Below are 17,676 nucleotides of genomic sequence, written 5' to 3'. Positions count from 1 at the left end.
TGCCAGGCGGACCGTTACTGCGTGCTCAAGTAGAGAAGACGCTGGGTGACATCTGCTGTCAGATGTGACAAACCGGTCACTGGTGGGTACAACAAGGGGCGGCACGACGGCGACGCATGACCCAGAACGGGAATCTTTACCGCCGACCGGACGTTGACCGGATGACGACGACAGTGACACCTGTCCTGTGGGCGACAAGCCCGGGAGGCACGATTCATGAGTGAGCGAGCTCTTCGCGGCACGCGCCTCGTGGTGACCAGCTACGAGACCGACCGCGGCATCGATCTGGCCCCGCGCCAGGCCGTGGAGTACGCATGCGAGAAGGGACATCGCTTTGAGATGCCCTTCTCGGTGGAGGCGGAGATTCCGCCGGAGTGGGAGTGCAAGGTCTGCGGGGCCCCCGCACTCCTGGTGGACGGCGACGGCCCTGAAGAGAAGAAGGGCAAGCCCGCGCGTACGCACTGGGACATGCTCATGGAGCGGCGCACCCGCGAGGAACTCGAGGAGGTTCTGGCCGAGAGGCTGGAGGTCCTTCGTTCCGGCACCATGAACATTGCCGTGCATCCGCGCGACAGCCGCAAGTCCGCCTGATCGCGCAGTTCGGCGATACAGAGCACCAAGAGCTGAGGGCCGGTCACACCATCTGGTGTGACCGGCCCTCAGCTTTTCTGTGCCCGCCGGGACTTCCCGCCGTTACGGAGTCAGCGGGGGGCGCGGCCCGAGGTCGTCGCGCGGCGGGTAGGCAGCGGCGTCGTCCCGGACGACCTCGCCCTGCACGACCTTGCCGTCCGGATAGTGGATACGGGCCTGCTGGAAGGCGTCGCCGAAGCCGCCGGGGACGGCGGCGCGCATCCGCTTGTCGAGCGAGCGCTCGAAGAGGCGCGACACGGACTTGCGCACCGGCGCAACCAGGAGGAGGAGCCCCAGCGCGTCCGAGACGAAGCCGGGGATGATCAGCAGCAGCCCGGCCAGCATGATCAGGGCGTTGCCCTCGCCGCCGCCGGAGGTGCCGGCGCTGGCGGGCTCGGCGCCGCCGGACTGCTGCTGCCTGACCGTCTCGGTGAGATTGCGGAAGGCGCGGCGCCCGGCCCGTTTGATGACGTAGCCACCGAGCAGCAGGCCGCCGATGAGCAACAGCAGGACCAGGAGGCCGCTGGAGGCTCCGGCCACCACGGTGAGCAGCCAGATTTCCAGGACCAGCCAGGCGGCGATCCCCAGGGGTACGAGGGTGCGTGCGCGTGAGCGCTTGGGAACTGTCGGAGGCGGAGTGCCGGTCGTCATGCTCCCAGTGTGCCTGGCAGCCGATCCGGACGGCGTAAGGAGGAGATCATGGCGCACGGGCCGTCAGGGCGCCCCGGCTGTGCGGGTGCCCGCGCCGTGAGCGCGCCCCGGGCCCGGCGGCCCCGGCCGTGCGAGCCGGGGACGGGCCCGCGCTCAGGAGGGCTTGCGGCCCAGGAGCTTGTTGGCGCGGGAGCCCACGCCCCAGGCCGTGACCCGCCAGAGCGCCTCGACGAGGATGTCGTTGCTCATCTTGGAGTCGCCGCGTTCGCGCTCGACGAACGTGATGGGGACCTCGACCACGTGGAAGCCCGCGGCGACCGCGCGGCGGGCCAGGTCCACCTGGAAGCAGTAGCCGGCGGAGGCGACCTCGTCGAGGCCGAGGCCTTCGAGGGCCTCGCGGCGGAACGCCCGGTAGCCGCCGGTGACGTCGCGGATCGGGACGCCGAGCAGCAGCCGGGAGTAGGTGGAACCGCCGCGCGAGATGTACTCGCGGTACTTGGGCCAGTTCACGATCCGGCCGCCCGTCACCCAGCGGGAGCCGAGCACCAGGTCGGCGCCCTTGAGGGCGGTGAGCAGCCGGGGCAGCTCCTCGGGCTGGTGGGAGCCGTCGGCGTCCATTTCGACCAGGACGCCGTAGTCGTGCTCGATGCCCCAGCGGAAGCCGGCCAGGTAGGCGGCGCCGAGGCCCTCCTTGCCCTTGCGGTGCAGCACGTGCACCTGGTCGTCCTCGGCGGCGAGCTCGTCCGCGAACTTGCCCGTGCCGTCGGGGCTGTTGTCGTCGGCGACCAGAATGTGGGCCTCGGGGACCGCCGCTCTGACGCGGGCGACGATCGGCTTGATGTTCTCCGCCTCGTTGTAGGTCGGGATGATCACCAAGGCTCTGCCCAGCGGGCCGTACCGCCTCTGACCGCCGTCGTTCACTGCTGCCCCTTATTGTCCGTACGCAGGGGACCACCATAGCGAGCGGTCGCCATCGGCCCGCACCGAGAGGGTGTGTGGTGCCGGATGCGCCCGGATGGCGGTGGGGATCCTGCGGTGTGCCGCGGGCTCCGGAAGGCGGGGCGTGGATCGGTACCGGGGCCCGGCGCCCTTCGGGCCGACCTGGGGCCCGCTGGCTGCGGGTCGACCGAGAGCCGTTGTCTACTGAGCGTCCGGGCCCCACCCGGGTCGCACCGTCCCGCGAGCCCGCAGGGGGCAGGGGGGACGCTCTCCCGGCTGAAACCTTCCCTCGCCCCCGAGGCGCGGGCGCTGAACCTGGCTGCCAGTGGTGGTGCGCCGGTGCGGCACACCACCCCATGACCCAGCGGCGTTTCGACGACTGCGTGGAGGTTTAACCGGTCGGACGTCCTGTGGTGGACTCGCCGAACCTACCGGCCCCTGGGCGCTTTCTGTCAACAGCCGATTGAGCTGCGACGTTTTTTCAAATCGCCAGGTCAGTGCCGAAGATCCGCAGGTCGTGGCGATGCCGTGACGGCCGTGCGCCAACGGTACGAAATGTCCCTATGTCACTCGTTCGGACGCGCGAATACCGTTTGTCCGAACACCACCGTGCGCAGACAGACCGGAAGCGGGGTGCCCGGCGTGAGGTCGGGCAACCCCGGGGTGCCCGAGCGCGGGTCGGTGGACCAGCGCGCCACCCGGTCGTCCGGGGCCTGCACCACGAGCTCCTCGGCCTGCCAGACCGCGTAGTCGGCCGGTGCGCCCGGCACCAGGATCCCCGCGTCGTCCCGGCCGAGCGCGCGCCAGCCGCCCCGGGTGTGGGCGGTGAAGGCGGCGCGGGCCGAGATCCGGTGGTCGAGGGTGCGGTGGAAGGCGGCCGCGCGGACGGTCCCCCACGGGTCGAGGGGGGTCACCGGGGCGTCGGAGCCGAACGCGAGCGGCACCCCGGCCCGCAGCAGCGCCGCGTACGGGTTGAGGGTGCGGGCCCGCTCGGTGCCGAGCCGGTCGGCGTACATGCCCTCGTCCCCGCCCCACAGCGCGTCGAAGGCGGGCTGCACGGAGGCAGTGAGGCCGAACTCGGCGAAGGCGGCGATGGTGGCCGGGGTGAGCATCTCGGCGTGCTCGACGCGGTGCCGGGCGGCGCGGATACGAGCGAGTCCGACCCGCTCGGCGGCGGCCCGCACGCCCTCCACGACGGCGGTGAGCGCGGCGTCGCCGATGGCGTGGAAGCCGGCCTGGATCCCGGCCTCGGTGCACGCGGCCACATGGGCGGCCACGTCGGCGGCGTCGAGGTGGCCGGTGCCCGTGTGCGGGGCGTCCGCATAAGGGGCGTGGAGGCAGGCGGTGTGCGAGCCGAGCGAGCCGTCCACGAAGAGGTCGCCGGCCGCGCCGGCCGCGCCGAGTTCGCGGATGCGATCGGCGTCCTTGGCGCCTTCGACGCGCTCGGCCCAGTACCCGAAGACCCGGGGCCCGGCCTCGGCGCGGGAGAGGGCGAGCAGCGAGGTGAAGTCGTCCTCGTCGGAGATCTCGGGGCCGCCGCACTCGTGGACGGTGCCGATTCCGAGCGAGGCAGCGTGGCGCAGCGCGGCGCGCTGGGCCTCGGCGCGCTGGCGGGGGGTGACCGCGTCGTGCGCGGCGGCGCGCACCGCGTGGTGGGCGGCGCCGTCGAGCGGTTCGCCGTCCCGGTATCCGGCCAGGTCACGCACGCCGGGCACCAGGTCGAGGAGGGCGGTGGTGACGACCGCGGAGTGCACGTCGACGCGCGGCAGGTAGAGCGGGCGTCCGCCGGTGGCGGCGTCGAGTTCGGCGCGCGAGGGGTGGCGCCGCTCGGGCCAGCGTGCCGCGTCCCAGCCGCTGCCGAGCAGCACGCGGTCGTCGGGGCGGGCTGCGGCGTGGGCGCGGACGGCGTCGAGGGCCTCGGCGAGCGTACGGGCCGGCGCGAGGTCGAGCCCGGTCAGGGCGAGGCCGGTGGCCGTGGTGTGCACATGTGCGTCGGTGAACGCCGGGGTGACGAGCGCGCCCTCCAGGTCGACGACCTCGTCGACGCCGCTCGCGAAGGCGTCCGCGGCGCCCTCCGAGCCGACCCAGGCCACGTGTCCGCGTTCGACGACCATCGCGGTGGCGAAGGGGTCGGCGGGGCTGTGCACGTCGCCGCCGCGCAGCAGGACGGTGCGGTGGGCGGTCTCTTCGGTTGCGGAACTCGCGGAACTCATGGAGACAGCCTAGATATGCGGCGGCCGTGCCTCGTACGGGGTGGACATGACCACGGTCGTGCGGGTCGAGACGCCGGCCAGGGTGCGGATGCGGGTCAGCAGGTGTTCGAGGGCCAGGGGGCTCGCCACCCGGACCTTGAGGATGTAGTTCTCGTCGCCGGCCACGCTGTGGCACGCCTCCAGCTCGGCCACGCCGGCCAGCCGCTCCGCGATGTCGTCGGGGGCGCTGGGGTCGAACGGCTTGACCGAGATGAACGCGGTCAGCGGCAGGCCCACCGCCTCGGGGTCCACGACGGCCGCGTACCCGCGGATGACCCCGCGCTGTTCGAGGCGGCGTACCCGCTGGTGCACCGCCGATGTGGACAGGCCCGTGGCCTTGCCCAGGTCGGTGTAGCTCATCCGCCCGTCCTTGACGAGCAGCTCCACGATCTGACGGTCCAGCTCCTCCATGGCGCTCAACCTATGGCCAAGGGGCGCCTCCGGCACAGTCGGGCGGCGCACCGGGGCGCATCTGCGGGCATCATGTGACGAACGCCACAGGTTTGGGGGCGGGTCCGTGAAGGTCTCGCGGTTACCGCCACGACCTGGCGGGAAGTGCTTGTTTTGGTCGCGGCCGCGGCGCAATGCCGGCCCACCCGAGGGGGAGTGTCCCAATGCAGAATCCCAAGCGAACCGGACGTACGGAACGCGGACGTGGCGAACCGGAGCCCGTCGATATCGCCGAACTCATCGACGAGGACGACTCGCTCGACGCGTACGACACCTTCGAGATGTACCGGGTGCTCTGCCCGGACTGCGCCCAGCCCATCGCGCTCCTCGCCGACGAGGACGTCCTGCCGGAGCACGCGCTGTGCCCGAGCCCGTGGAACCCGTTCGTGCTGACGGTGTGCGCCGGGACCGGGCGCTTCGCCTCGGAGGCCGAGGCGGCGGACGAGACGCTCGCCGTGCAGGAGCAGGACACCGCGCTGCTGCTCACCCTTCCGCGGGAGCTCGACTGGCGCACCCAGCCCTTCTCGCACGTCGGCGGGCCGGGCTCGCGACCCGTGCGGGTGCTGCCGCAGATGCGCCGCGCCGCCTGAGCGCGCCCCCGCCGTGCGGGCCGGACGCCACCGGGGGGCGTCCGGCCGGTTCACCGCTCAACTCCAGTACGTACCGCGCACCATGGCGTCGAGGCTGGCCCGGTGCAGGATCAGCGCGTCCGGGTCCGCGGGCGGCTCGACCTCGCCGAAGTGCACCTGCCGGTAGGCGATCCGCAGCATGACCACCGCGTGCCGCAGCGCCGCGTAGAGGGTGTGGAATTCCATGGAACGCGGGGTGTGGCCGGTGAGTTCGGCGTAGCGACGCTCGATGTCGTCGCGCCGCAGGAAGCCCGGCAGGCCCGGCTGGCCGAAACTCACCGTGAGGTCCTGGAAGAAGCGGTGCAGATAGACGGTCCAGCCGAGGTCGAGTTCCCGGGGGCCGCAGGCGGCCATCTCCCAGTCGAGGACGGCGGCGGGCTCGAATCCGTCGTAGATGATGTTCCCGATGCGGGCGTCGCCCCAGGTGAGGACCGAGGGGCCCTCGTCGTCGGGCCAGTGCGCGTCGAGCCAGCCGAAGGCCGCCTCGATGAGCGGTGAGCGCGGCAGCCCGTCAACCACCCAGGCGTAGTACTCCCGTTGGGCCGCGACATGACGGCGCAGCGGGGACCCCTTGCCGTCCGGCAGCAGGAACTCCGCCTCCTGCACCGGGAATTGGCCGTGCAGCCGTGCGATGACGCCGATGGTGGCGTCCTGGAGGCGGGCACGCTCGGCGTCGTCGGCCGCGTGCAGCCAATTCCCCTCGTACGTATAGGGCATGACGTCCGGTGGTACGCGCCCCTCCGCCCGGTCCATCACGAAGAACGGCGCCCCGAGCGGCCCGGGGTCCTCTTCGAGCCAGCGCACCCGTGGCACGGGTACGTCGGTGTGCTCGGCGACCAGACGCATCACGCGGTGCTGGCGGGCCATGTCGTACACGGGGAAGACGGTGTATGCGGCCGGGTCCGCGGCGAGCCGCAGGGCGCAGGCGCGTACCGGGGTGTCGGGGTGCTCGATGTCGAAGAGGAGGGTCTCGCTCGACATGCCGTTGGAGGACGGCGCCCGGATGCCGGTGACGCGGGCGCCGGGCAGCCGGGCGTCGAGCCAGGCGGACAGGCGGCGGCCGACGTCCTCGGGGTCACGGGTGGAGGTGCGGGGGCGTGGCGCGGTGGCCAAGGCGGTGCTCCCTTCACGGCGGACGGGCGGGGCTGGGTCAGGGGGCGACGGAGGTGTGGTCGGCGAAGCCGCTCGGGTCGTGGCGGCCGAAGCTGCCGTGCTCGAAGATCCCGTAACCGGTCTGTCCGTCGAGGGTGAAGCGGGCGGCGTGGTCGGTCACGCCGTACGCGGCCATCGGGTGGGCGGCCGGGTCGGAGAGGTCGTAGACCTGGCGGTCGGTCCAGCCCCGGCCCTGCCAGGTGCCGTGCTGCCAGCCGTCGGCGGGCGGATAGCCGGCGCCGACGGCGAGGGGTGAGGAGGCGAGGATCTCGACGCCGAGTTCGAGGGGCTTGCGGGACCGGTCGGTGAGGTGGATGACCGCGCGCTCGGGGTGGCGGGTGCCGGGGCGGTAGGTGATGTCGGCCTGGGGCCAGCCGAGTTGGGCGTCCGGGTGGCCCTCGCGCACCAGGGCCGCCTCGTTGAGGGTGCGGTAGCCGTCGGCGTCCTCCTGGGCGATGACCATGACGAACCGGTCGTCGAAGCGGGCCGGGACCCAGAGCCAGTGGAAGCCCTCGGGGCGGTACTCGTCGCCGCGCCCGGCCTCCTCGCCGGGGATCGGCCGCACCCCCCAGCTGCGGTCGCGCGTCCCGGTCCACTCCCCCGCCGTGACGGGTATCTCCTCGCCGCCCGCGCGGATGACGCCGGTGCAGTGCCCGGCCTGCACGAACCGCCGCCCTTCGAGGGTGAGCCTGTCCCCCTTGCGCTGCACGTGGTGGGGCTCCCACAGGGCGGGGAAGTCGGCGTTCCAGACGACGCCGTACGAGAGTCCGTGCGGGTCGTCCGGATCGGGAGCGCAGTGCAGCGCGAGGCGGCGCAACGGGGCGTCGACGGTGATCGTCAGCGGGCCGACGCTCAGGTTCATGCGGTCGTCGCCGAGGGCGTCGGACGCGCGGACGGCGTGCAGGGTGTCGCCGACGCGGAGGGTGGCGTAGGCGTCGATCACCCCGGCGTTGGGGTAGACCCCGAGCCCCGCGATGAGCAGGGCGCGGCCCTGGTGGTCGAAGACGTGGAAGATGCAGCGGTCGTAGGCGTTGCGGTCACCCGTCACCACGTGGGCCATGGAGAGGGGGGCCTGGTGGACGGGGTATTCGTCGAGGGGGATGGGGCGGTCGCTGGACATGGTCAACCTCCGTTCCGACACGGAGACCTGACGGTACGTCAGCTACGCGCCCGTAGCCACCCCTCGACACCGGCCGCCACCAACCCCGCCAGGGCCGCACCGCCGGACGACCCGAGGTGGCCAACATGAGACACCCCGCCCAGGGCAACCCACCCAGCTGCGCGGGACGCGGGCACGGTCCGCAGACGAAAACCGGGTTGCCTGGGACGCCGACGCTGGGCACCCCGCCAAGACCAGCCCACCCAGGGGCGCGGGGAACTGCGCGAGACGCGGGCACGGCCCGCAGACGGAGGCGGGGTTGCTGGGGCTCCGCCCCAGACCCCGTTCGCGCCTTGAGGGCGCTCGTCCTCAAACGCCGGACAGGCTGAAGACGCCAATGCTGGGCACCCCGCCCAGGGCAACCCACCCAGGGGCGCGGGGAACTGCGCGAGACGCGGGCACGGTCCGCAGACGAAGCGGATGGCCGGGGATGCCGGCGCTGGGCACCCCGCCAAGACCAGCCCGCCCAGGGGCGCGGGGAACTGCGCGGGTGGGGGGCTGCGTACAGACGCCCGAATGCCTTCGCCGGTGACCGCCCCGCCGCACCCCGCGTTGCCCCAGCATGAGCTTGCTTTATTCGAGCGCCCCCGGCCGCGGCCGGCGCCGCCGGGTGGCCCCGTTCGAACCCGGTCCCGTGCCACAGCCCGCGGCCGCCGAATCGGTTCGGCAGTACGCCGATCCGCCCATCTACCAATCCCTGCTGCGCCATTGGGCGAGCCGGGGCCGGACCCTGCCGGGGCGCCGCGACCAGGAGTGGGTCCGGATCGTGGCGGCCCCGGTGTGGCCGAGCCACGTACCCCCGCGGGACGGGCTCAGCGGGTTTCCGGACCCGCCAGGTGCCGGGCGATGACCATCCGCTGGATCTGGTTCGTGCCCTCCACGATCTGCAGCACCTTCGCCTCCCGCATGAACCGCTCGACCGGGAAGTCGGCCGTGTAGCCGTAGCCGCCAAGGACCTGCACCGCGTCCGTGGTGACCTTCATCGCCGCGTCCGTGCAGAACAGCTTGGCCATCGCGGCCTGGCGGGAGAAGGGGCGCCCCGCGTCACGGAGCCTGGCCGCCGCGAGGTACAGGGCGCGGCCCGCCTCGATCTGGGTCGCCATGTCCGCCAGCATGAAGCGCAGGCCCTGGAAGTCGGCGATGGGCCGGCCGAACTGCTGCCGCCCGGTCGCGTAGGCGAGCGCCTCGTCGAGGGCGGCCTGGGCGACACCGATCGCGCAGGCCGCGATGCCGAGCCGGCCGGAGTCGAGCGCGGAGAGCGCGATCGCGAACCCCTGGCCCTCCTCGCCGATGCGCCGGGAGTCGGGGACACGTACGCCGTCGAAGTGGAGCTGGGCGGTGGGCGAGCCCTTCATGCCCATCTTCTTCTCGGGAACGGCGGGCGAGAGCCCCTCCGCGTCGCCGGGCACCAGGAAGGCCGTGATGCCGCGCGCCCCCTCGCCGCCGGTGCGGGCGAGCACGGTGTAGAAGTCGGCGATCCCGCCGTGGGTGATCCAGGCCTTGGTGCCGGTGATGACCCATGCGTCACCGTCCCGCACCGCCTTGGTGCGCAGCGAGGCCGCGTCAGAGCCCGAGGCGGGCTCGGAGAGGCAGTACGCGCCGAGCAGGCCACCGGCGAGCATCGACGGCAGGTGCTCGGACTGCTGCTCCTTGGTGCCGTACCCCGCGAGCGCGTGACAGGCGAGCGAGTGGACGCTCACGCCGAGACCGACCGTGAGCCGCGCCGAGGCGAGCTCCTCAAGGACCTGGAGGTAGACCTCGTAGGGCTGGTCGCCCCCGCCGAACTCGGAGTCGTACGGAAGGCCGAGCAGTCCGGACTCGGAGAGCAGGGTGAAGATCTCGCGCGGAAACTCGCCGGCATCCTCCTGCTCGGCGGCCCGGGGCGCGATCTCCCGCTGGACGATGTCGCGCACCAGCGCGACGAGGTCCCGGGCCTCTTCGGTGGGCAGCTGTCGTTCCACCGGCTGTGGGGCACGGTCGGGCATGGCGCGCTCTCCTCCCTGTCGGGCGCTGCGGCGGACGCACGCGCAGGGTGTGGCGGCGCCGCCGGTGACTCTGCTCTACGGCCGATACCTTCCCTTCCGGGTCACAGAAGTAGCAGGCGGGTGGCCGTGGCGCTGTGAGTATGCCCGATCGGACGCGTCCCGTCACTGGCTCCAAGATCACGATTTCCGCCGGCCGCACGCGGGGCGGCGAGTTCCGGGCATTCCCGGAACTGAGCACTCCGGAGTTGGTCCGCACCATTGACCGCACTGGTCTAGTCCTTCTAGCGTTCCCTTCAGCGACTTAGTGCGTTCATGTCAATCGCTTCGAGCCGTCGCGTCCTGCCCCCGCTCTCCCCTCCCCACGAGGAGATCACGATGCCCGGACCACTTCCCCCACTCCCCCACGCCGTCGGCCCCGTGCGCACGGCGCGCGCTCCCGGCCGCTTCAAGACACTGATCGCCGCCGCGTGTACCGCCGCGCTCGGGGTGACCCTGCTCGCCGGAGCCGGCAGCGCCAACGCCTCGCCCGAGACCGCCCCCGCGGCGCCACAGGCCGCCGCGGCCGGCTCCAAGGTCGTCGGATACTTCACCGACTGGGGCGTCTACCAGCGCAATTACCACGTCAAGAACATCGAGACCTCCGGCTCGGCCGCCAAGCTGACCCACATCAACTACGCGTTCGGCAACGTCACCGGAGGCAAATGCGCCATCGGTGACGCCTACGCCGACTACCAGAAGACCTATGACGCCGCCTCCAGCGTGGACGGCACCGCGGACACCTGGGACCAGCCGGTCGCGGGCAGCATCAACCAGCTGCGCGAGCTGAAGAAGAAGCATCCCGGGCTCAAGGTGCTCTGGTCGTTCGGGGGTTGGACCTGGTCGGGCGGGTTCGCCGAGGCCGCCAAGAATCCCGCGGCGTTCGCCTCGTCCTGCTACTCGCTGGTCAAGGACCCGCGCTGGGCGGATGTCTTCGACGGCATCGACATCGACTGGGAGTACCCCAACACCTGCGGTCTCAGCTGTGACACCAGCGGGCGCGAGGCCTTCAAGAACCTCCTGGCTGCGCTGCGTTCGAAGTTCGGCGGCTCCAGCCTGGTCACCGCCGCCATCACCGCGGACGCGTCGGCGGGCGGCAAGATGGAGGCGGCCGACTACGCGGGCGCCGCTCAGTACGTCGACTGGTACAACCCGATGACGTACGACTTCTTCGGCGCCTGGGCCGCCCAGGGCCCGACCGCCCCGCACTCCCCGCTGACCTCCTACAGCGGCCTGCCCACACAGGGCTTCACCACCGACGCCGCCATCCAGAAGCTGAAGAAGCTCGGCATCCCGTCCGGCAAGCTCCTGCTCGGCATCGGGTTCTACGGGCGCGGCTGGACCGGCGTCACCCAGAAGGCGCCCGGCGGCACCGCGACGGGGCCGGCCGCGGGCACGTACGAGCAGGGCATCGAGGACTACAAGGTGCTCAAGACCAAGTGCCCCGCCAACGGCACGGTCGCGGGCACGGCGTACGCCTACTGCGGCACCGACTGGTGGAGCTACGACACCCCGGCCACCATCGCCGGGAAGATGACCTACAAGAACAGCCAGGCGCTCGGCGGCACCTTCCTGTGGGAGCTGAGCGGCGACACCACCAACGGTGAGCTGATCAAGTCGGTTCACTAGTACGGGAGTTGACTCAGAAGGGGCGGGTGGCTTCGGCCGCCCGCCCCTTCCGCGCGCTCAGTGCTCCGACGCGCTCCAGGCCTCCGGCGCCCGGGACGGGTCCGGGGCGGGGCAGGACGGCTCGAACTCCTCGATGGTGTCCAGGGTGCGCCGAAGCATCCGCACGAGCAGCTCGCGCACGGTGTCGCGGGGCGGTTCGAGGGAGCCGAGCCAGTCGAGGGTGACGCTCTCCACGCTGCCGAGCCAGCCGAGCAGGGCGAGCCGGGCGAGCACCGGGACGTCCCGGGTGCCGTAGGCGCCGACGGCGATGGTGGCGATCAGCTCCTCGCGCACCGCGTCCCGGATCGCCTGCACCTGGGTGTCGAAGCCGACCCCGCCGGTGACGATCGTCCGGTACGCCGCCTGGTGGTGCTCGGCGTAGCGCAGATAGCCGTCGATGGTGCGGTGCACGCGCTCGGCGCGGGGCAGCTCGGTGTCGCTCGCGGCGCGCGAGACGAGATCGGCGACGGAGTCCTCGACGATGGCGAGGTAGTAGCCCCGTTTGGACTTGAAGTAGTAGTAGATCAGGCCCTTGGCCACCCCCGCGTGTTTGGCGATGTCATCCATCGACAGCGCGTCGTAGGAGGTGTCGGCGAACAACTTCCGCCCTGTCGCGATGAGTTCGGAGCGACGCGCCTGGGATCTCTCGGTCGTTCCGCCCTGTTGACTATTATTCAAATTGAGCCCTAGTCTCCAACTGCCGCAGGATGCCCGCAGTATGGCAGACCTGCCTTCGCACTCCCCCTGCACCGCCTTTCCGAGGGTTCGCCGGATCGTACGGGAGGATCAAGTGAGCGCAGCCAGAAGGCCGTTGGCCGAGGGCAGAACAGCATGGAGGAAGACCGCGGTCGTCGCCCTTCCGGCGGTCGTCGCGGTCGGGATCATGGCCAATGTGATGGCCGAGGGCGCGCTGGCCGCGTCGTTCGCGGTCTCCGGCACCAGTTTCCAGGTCGCGTCGGGCAAGCTGACCAGCTCGGGGCTCTCCTCGTACGTCCAGACCGACCGGTCCGTCGACGGCAAGGGCCACCCCGTGGCGCTGCTCGGCATCGGCGACGCGAGGCTCAGCGACATCTGCCAGTCCGCCGAGGTGAGCACCCCCGTCGGCACGGTGGTCTTCAAGCTGACGGCGGGCGGCGACGCGGGCGAGGTCACCGCCAGCAATCTGGTCATCGACGGCGAGGACTTGGTCGGCGACGCGCGGTTCGGCACCGCCCAGATAGGCCGGGACGCCTCAACTCTGGATGCTGTCAAGGGAGTTCAGGGCCAGCCGGGCAAGTTCGGCCTCCAGGCCGGCTCCATCGAGGTCGACGGCGTGAAGTCGCACGCCTGGTCGGCGACCGGTGGCGACTTCCGCCTGAAGGGGATGAAGGTCGATGTGAGCATCGGCGGCAAGAAGTGCTTCTGAGGCGGCTGGCCCTGCTCCGGCCACCCCGCGCCGGCGGGGCCGCCACCCCGGACGAGAGCGGCACCCCGGGTGGCGCCCCCGAGGGCCCTGCACCCCGGACGCGGCCGGGGGCGCGGGCGCGGGACGGCTCACCGCCGACCGCTGCACCCTGGGCCTGGGCGCCCCGGCCCGACCGGCCCCGGCCGGACCGGCCCGGTGGCACCTCCGCCCGGTCCGGCCCGACCGGCACGTCCGGCGTCCGGTACCCCTGGCTCGACGAGCGGCTCCCGCTGCCCGAGGCCCGGCGCGCGCTGCGGGGATGGCGGCGGACCCGGCCGTTCTGGGCCGGGCTCCTGCTCGTGCTCGGCGGCACGGAGCTGCTCGTGGTGCCGCTGTCTCCGCTCACCATCCTGGTCAGCCTGGGCCTCGGCGGAATCGCCGCGATCGGCATCGGCCTTGCCCTCGTCGTCGCCGGACTCTTCCTGTGGGTCCTGCCGCACACCCGGCACTACGTGTCCCTCAACGCCCTGATCCTGTCGGTGCTCTCCTTCGCGGCCACCAACCTCGGCGGGTTCCTCGTCGGGATGGCGCTCGGGATCGCGGGCAGCGCCATGGGGTTCGGCTGGACGCCGAAGGAGCAGGCCACCGGGCGCGCGACCTCCGTACGCACGCAGCGCACGCTCGCCGCCGCCCTGCCCGTGGCCCTGCTGATCGCCCTGGACCCGCGCCCACCGGCGCAGGCGCAGACGCAGGCCCCACCGTCTCCGGCTCCGCCGAGGGCGGGCGCCGTCACCGCGCCCCTGGTGCCGCCCGCGGTGACCACCACGCGCTTCGCCCCCCACGGCTTCCTGCTCGCCGGGGTGACGACCGTGCCCACGGCGCAGGGCCCCCTCAAGGTGATGGTGCTCCGGATGACCTCGGCCTCGCTCACCGACTACCGCCTCAAGACCCGCGACGGCCATGACGAACTCGCCCTGGGAGCAGACTCGTTGGACCTCAGCGGGAACGTGACGCTCTATCTCAGCAAGTTCAGCGGCTGTCTCGAAGGGCTGCTCTGCCTCACCTTCGACCCCACCACCCTGCCGGTGCCGCCGGTCGTCCCGCCGTTCGTGTTCATGACCCGGGTGACGGCCGAACAGGCCCTGGTCACCTCGGACTCGATCGTCGCGAACGGCCTGACCCTGGGGGCCTCGTGATCCCGATCCAGGCCGCGCTGTTCTGGGCGTACGCGACGGGCGCCACCCTCGCCGTCTCGGCCGCCCGCCAGCTCCAGTGGTGGCAGCGCTCGGTGCACGAGGAGGGGGTGCGCACGCGCAGCCGCGCCGCGAATCCGTACCTCACCCTGACCGTGCTCTTCGCCGCGGTGCTTCAGGTGCCCACGGGGCTCTTCATGCTGTGGCAGAACCCGTCGTGGGCGACGATGCAGGTGGCTCACGACGCGCACGGCGTCTGGGCCGGGTTCGTGTTCCTCGACGCGGGGGGCACGGTGGTCGCCGCGGTGCTCGGCTTCCTCGTCGCACAGGCGCTGGTGCTCGTGGGCGCCGGATACTGGGCCTACCTGCAGAGCGTCGGCGGGCACTTCCTGCTGTGCGCGGTGCTCGTCCACGGCTGGGACGGCACGGGCTACCGCCGGCTGCTCACCACCGCCCCGCGGGAGCTGCGCGCGTGGCCGCGGGACAGCGTGGTCAACCACGTGCTGCACTTCGTGACGTCGGGGACGTTCCTCGCGCTCCTCGTGCTCGGCGCGGCGGTGATCGGCACCCTGCTCGTCATGGAGATCGGCTGGCTCATGGAGGGCTGGGAGCTGCCGGGCGCGGACGAGGACCGGAAGGTGCCACGGATCGTCGCGGTGGCCGTCGCGGCGGCCGGTGTCTACGGGCTGCCCTGCGTCGGCGCCCTCGCCGCGAGCGCCCTGGTGCGCCTGACGGGGTGGCCGCTGGGCCTCGCGCTCTTCGCGGTCCTGGCGGGAGCGGCGCTCCTGGCCCGGCGCTCTCCGGTGCGCTTCCTGTACGGCCTCGTGGGGGTTCCGCACCGGCACTGGAGGGCCGGTGCGGAGTTCGACCGGGGGCCGGCTACAGCAGCCCGGCCTGAGTGACCAGCATGGCGATGACCACCACGAGGGTCCAGCCCAGGACGTGTTCGAGGATCTTGGGGCCGGTGTCCTTGGGGCCGCCGGTGCGGGCGCGCAGCTCGGCCAGGGCGCGGGGGTCGTCGAGCGTGGTGGCAGGCAGGGTCATGGGAACTCACTCGGTCGTGTGGTGCACGGTCCCCCCGGTGACCGTTCCACAGTGCCAGCGGACCGGGCCCCCGGGGTAGAGACGAACATCACTGCCCCGGGGTGCCGGTCGGCCCCTCAGCGGATGCCGACGGCCGCGAGGGCCGTGCGCTGCACGGGCGTCGGGTCCGCGGGCCAGTACAGGTAGCAGACGCCGCCTGTGCCGGACACCACGTTGCCGCTCGCGTTGTGGCGCTTGGTGCGCAGCCAGATGTTCTCGAACTCGCGCCTCTTGTAGACGCGGCGGACCGCGCTGTCGTCGGGCGAGGCGGGATCGTGTGCGATCACGTCCCCGGTGCCGGTGAAGCCGGTCACCGTCATCAGATGGCCGGAGGTGCCGTAGCCGGCGCCGGTCAGCTCCGTCGCCAGGAAGGACTGGGACGTTATGGCCGGGATGCCCGCGCGAATCAGGCCCTCCACGTCGTTCAGGGAGCGCAGCCGGGTCACGACGGCGCTCATGTCCCGGTAGGTGGCGGCGTACGCCGCGTTGAAAGGCCAGTTGCCGCACCCGGCGTACTGGTAGTCGTAGGTGCCGCGGGCCGCCTGGCAGACCTGGGGGTCGGCGTAGGCGGGGTCGACCCAGGCGAGGTCGGCGGGGCTGGGCTTCCGCCCCCAGTACTCGATGATCATTTGCGAGGAGGTGGGGCTGCACCAGGCCTCGCCGCCGTTGTCGTACTGGGGGTACTGGCCCTTGTGGATCTCCTGCGAGTAGCTCGGCACCTCCAGCTCGCCCGCGAAACCCGGGGTCGAGGCGTCCACCGTGAACCGGTCGGGAACGTCGGAGGCCATCGCGCCGACCCGCCACACGGTCGGCGTGAGCCGGCTGCCCGGCCGGCGGTACAGCGTGATCCGCAGCCGGTAGGCGGCCAGGCGCAGCCCGGTGGCGGGGGCGCCGATGGCGAAGGTGTCCGTCGAGATGGAGCTCTTGCCGTCGCCCTGGCCGTCGACGGAGGTGCGCCGGATGTCGGTGTCGCCGTCGCCGGCCGTCCAGCGGCCCATGACGTACGCGGGGGTCGCGGTGCCGTCGGTGTACGTGCCGAGCAGTTCGACCTGGAGCCAGGTCCCGGCGGGGGTGTGCGCGTTCCAGTGGGCGACGGCCTCGGTGGCGGGGACGGTGGAGCGGTGAAGGGGCGAGGTCCAGCTCGCGTACTCCCAGGTGGCGCTCGCCCCGGTGTGCGGGTCGGTGTAGACGGTGGTCCCGGCGGGGCGGTCGATCACGATGCCCGGACGGCGGCCGTCCTCGGCGCGCACGCCGTGCGCGGCGCCCGAGCGCCACTGGGCGTGGGTGGTCCAGGCCTGGTTGTCCACGAGCTGTTGGCCCTGTCTGGTTCGGGACGCGGCGCCGGACGCGGCGGCTGCCGCCGGTCCGCCGGACGAGGTCACGGCGGCACCGGCCGCGACGGCGACGGCCGCGGCGAGGAAGGTTCTGCGTGGGGTGGAGCCGGTCATGGTGGGGACCCCCAGTCGGTTACGGATGGGGCGGTGCGTGCACGACAGCGGGCCAACTATCCCGGGAAGGGGGTCCGTCCTGCCAGTGATTCGGCACGCGTCCCGCCGTCAATATTGGTCTCGACCACTGGCATGACCTGGGTGGGCGTACCGCCACCGGGTACGGTCGGACCCCGGACCTTCGACCATACCCAGGCAGGACGCATGAACAGCTCGCCTCCCCCCGGCAACGCCCTGCCCGAACTGGCCGCCCGCGTAAGGGAGTCGAGGCCCTCGTGCGGGCCGGTGCGGCTGGTCGCGGTGGACGGGCACGCGGGCTCGGGCAAGTCCACGCTGGCCGGCCGCCTCGCCCAGGCGCTCGGTGGGGCGCCGGTGCTGCATCTGGACGATCTCGCCACGCACGAGGAGTTCTTCGGCTGGACGCACCGGCTGCGCCGGCAGGTGCTCGACCCGTTCGCGCGCGGCGAGGCCGCCCGGTACGAGCCGTACGACTGGCAGCTGCGGTGCTGCGGGCCGGCCCGCGCCCTGGAGCCCGCGCCGGTGGTGATCGTCGAGGGGGTCGGGGCCGGCCGCCGCGCGCTGCGCCCCGCGCTGGCCCTGCTCGTCTGGATGGAGCTCGGCGCGGAGTCGTCCTGGGCACGCGGCCGACACCGCGACGGACCGGAGCTCTCCGCCTTCTGGGACGCGTGGACACGGGCGGAGGTGCGTCATTTCGACGACGACCCCTCGCGCCCCTTCGCGGACGCGGTGGTGCGCCAGGTGCCCGAGGGGTACACGTGGCGCCCGGGGCCCGAGTCGACACTCGACGCTCCTCATTCGCTCACCCAGCGTGACGGCCTCACCCCGCCTTGCTGAAGAGTCGCAAATCGGCCCACACAGTGCCTCAACTCCGCTTGACCCAGGGGCCATACAGGTCTTACGTTCTCAATGTGCGGCTTTCCGAAGTCGCCGCGGACACGAAGCCCCCGGTTGTTCCCCCGTGATCGGGGGCTTCGTTCTGTCCTTTCCGCCCGCTTC

The 17,676-nt window shown here is 72.3% G+C and carries 17 protein-coding genes; 7 read left to right on the top strand and 10 right to left on the bottom strand.

Annotated features, from left to right (window positions below):
* The first annotated feature begins 216 nt into the window (after positions 1-216).
* A complete protein-coding gene (locus OOJ98_RS10170; RefSeq protein ID WP_053724453.1) occupies positions 217-591 on the top strand; it encodes an RNA polymerase-binding protein RbpA in 375 nt (124 codons plus the stop codon).
* A 102-nt stretch (positions 592-693) separates the two neighbouring features.
* Here OOJ98_RS10170 and fxsA read toward each other — a convergent pair whose 3' ends face one another.
* The 4 genes from fxsA to OOJ98_RS10150 form a co-directional block, all read right to left on the bottom strand.
* Positions 694-1,281: an FxsA family membrane protein gene (gene fxsA / locus OOJ98_RS10165; RefSeq protein WP_267054295.1), complete on the bottom strand. Its 588-nt coding sequence runs from the start codon at positions 1,279-1,281 to the stop codon at positions 694-696.
* A 153-nt stretch (positions 1,282-1,434) separates the two neighbouring features.
* Positions 1,435-2,202, bottom strand: coding sequence for a polyprenol monophosphomannose synthase (locus OOJ98_RS10160; RefSeq protein WP_267054294.1), 768 nt, complete (start codon positions 2,200-2,202; stop codon positions 1,435-1,437).
* Between the two features lie 584 nt (positions 2,203-2,786).
* Complete coding sequence (locus tag OOJ98_RS10155) at positions 2,787-4,433, bottom strand: amidohydrolase (protein WP_267054293.1); 1,647 nt, start codon at positions 4,431-4,433, stop codon at positions 2,787-2,789.
* Positions 4,434-4,442: 9 nt separating this feature from the next.
* On the bottom strand, positions 4,443-4,883 hold the full coding sequence (locus OOJ98_RS10150) for an Lrp/AsnC family transcriptional regulator (protein WP_267054292.1): 441 nt from the start codon (positions 4,881-4,883) through the stop codon (positions 4,443-4,445).
* A 203-nt stretch (positions 4,884-5,086) separates the two neighbouring features.
* Between OOJ98_RS10150 and OOJ98_RS10145 the strand changes: the two genes are divergently transcribed.
* Positions 5,087-5,512, top strand: a complete 426-nt coding sequence (locus OOJ98_RS10145; RefSeq protein ID WP_267054291.1) for a hypothetical protein — start codon at positions 5,087-5,089, stop codon at positions 5,510-5,512.
* Positions 5,513-5,569: 57 nt separating this feature from the next.
* Here the strand turns inward: OOJ98_RS10145 and OOJ98_RS10140 are convergent, their stop codons facing one another.
* The 3 genes from OOJ98_RS10140 to OOJ98_RS10130 all read right to left on the bottom strand — a co-directional run bounded on the left by OOJ98_RS10140 (position 5,570) and on the right by OOJ98_RS10130 (position 9,847).
* A complete protein-coding gene (locus tag OOJ98_RS10140) occupies positions 5,570-6,664 on the bottom strand; it encodes a phosphotransferase family protein (RefSeq protein ID WP_267054290.1) in 1,095 nt (364 codons plus the stop codon).
* 37 nt (positions 6,665-6,701) lie between these two features.
* On the bottom strand, positions 6,702-7,823 hold the full coding sequence (locus OOJ98_RS10135) for a hypothetical protein (protein WP_267054289.1): 1,122 nt from the start codon (positions 7,821-7,823) through the stop codon (positions 6,702-6,704).
* Positions 7,824-8,674: 851 nt separating this feature from the next.
* Complete coding sequence (locus tag OOJ98_RS10130) at positions 8,675-9,847, bottom strand: acyl-CoA dehydrogenase family protein (protein WP_267054288.1); 1,173 nt, start codon at positions 9,845-9,847, stop codon at positions 8,675-8,677.
* Positions 9,848-10,222: 375 nt separating this feature from the next.
* Between OOJ98_RS10130 and OOJ98_RS10125 the strand changes: the two genes are divergently transcribed.
* Complete coding sequence (locus OOJ98_RS10125) at positions 10,223-11,512, top strand: glycoside hydrolase family 18 protein (RefSeq protein ID WP_267054287.1); 1,290 nt, start codon at positions 10,223-10,225, stop codon at positions 11,510-11,512.
* A 57-nt stretch (positions 11,513-11,569) separates the two neighbouring features.
* Here the strand turns inward: OOJ98_RS10125 and OOJ98_RS10120 are convergent, their stop codons facing one another.
* Positions 11,570-12,229 (bottom strand): TetR/AcrR family transcriptional regulator, encoded by a 660-nt coding sequence (locus tag OOJ98_RS10120; RefSeq protein ID WP_267054286.1) that lies wholly within the window; start codon positions 12,227-12,229, stop codon positions 11,570-11,572.
* A 112-nt stretch (positions 12,230-12,341) separates the two neighbouring features.
* Between OOJ98_RS10120 and OOJ98_RS10115 the strand changes: the two genes are divergently transcribed.
* The 3 genes from OOJ98_RS10115 to OOJ98_RS10105 are packed head-to-tail and all read left to right on the top strand — an operon-like array spanning position 12,342 to position 15,030.
* Entirely contained in the window at positions 12,342-12,956 is a 615-nt protein-coding gene (locus tag OOJ98_RS10115; protein ID WP_267054285.1) for a DUF6230 family protein, read from the top strand.
* On the top strand, positions 12,947-14,131 hold the full coding sequence (locus OOJ98_RS10110; protein ID WP_267054284.1) for a DUF6114 domain-containing protein: 1,185 nt from the start codon (positions 12,947-12,949) through the stop codon (positions 14,129-14,131). Before OOJ98_RS10115 ends, OOJ98_RS10110 begins: the two co-directional genes overlap by 10 nt.
* A complete protein-coding gene (locus OOJ98_RS10105) occupies positions 14,128-15,030 on the top strand; it encodes a hypothetical protein (RefSeq protein ID WP_267054283.1) in 903 nt (300 codons plus the stop codon). Before OOJ98_RS10110 ends, OOJ98_RS10105 begins: the two co-directional genes overlap by 4 nt.
* Here OOJ98_RS10105 and OOJ98_RS10100 read toward each other — a convergent pair.
* Both OOJ98_RS10100 and OOJ98_RS10095 read right to left on the bottom strand, forming a co-directional pair.
* A complete protein-coding gene (locus OOJ98_RS10100) occupies positions 15,008-15,172 on the bottom strand; it encodes an SCO1431 family membrane protein (protein ID WP_267054282.1) in 165 nt (54 codons plus the stop codon). The genes OOJ98_RS10105 and OOJ98_RS10100 overlap by 23 nt on opposite strands.
* A gap of 116 nt (positions 15,173-15,288) precedes the next feature.
* Positions 15,289-16,659: a peptidase C39 family protein gene (locus tag OOJ98_RS10095; RefSeq protein ID WP_267054281.1), complete on the bottom strand. Its 1,371-nt coding sequence runs from the start codon at positions 16,657-16,659 to the stop codon at positions 15,289-15,291.
* Positions 16,660-16,863: 204 nt separating this feature from the next.
* On the opposite strand from OOJ98_RS10095, the gene OOJ98_RS10090 reads away from it, so the two are divergent.
* Positions 16,864-17,514 (top strand): uridine kinase, encoded by a 651-nt coding sequence (locus tag OOJ98_RS10090; protein WP_267054280.1) that lies wholly within the window; start codon positions 16,864-16,866, stop codon positions 17,512-17,514.
* Positions 17,515-17,676: the final 162 nt, after the last annotated feature.

The sequence above is a fragment of the Streptomyces sp. NBC_00083 genome (assembly GCF_026343295.1).
Classification (GTDB): domain Bacteria; phylum Actinomycetota; class Actinomycetes; order Streptomycetales; family Streptomycetaceae; genus Streptomyces.
This window is presented reverse-complemented; position numbering and strand designations above follow the sequence as displayed.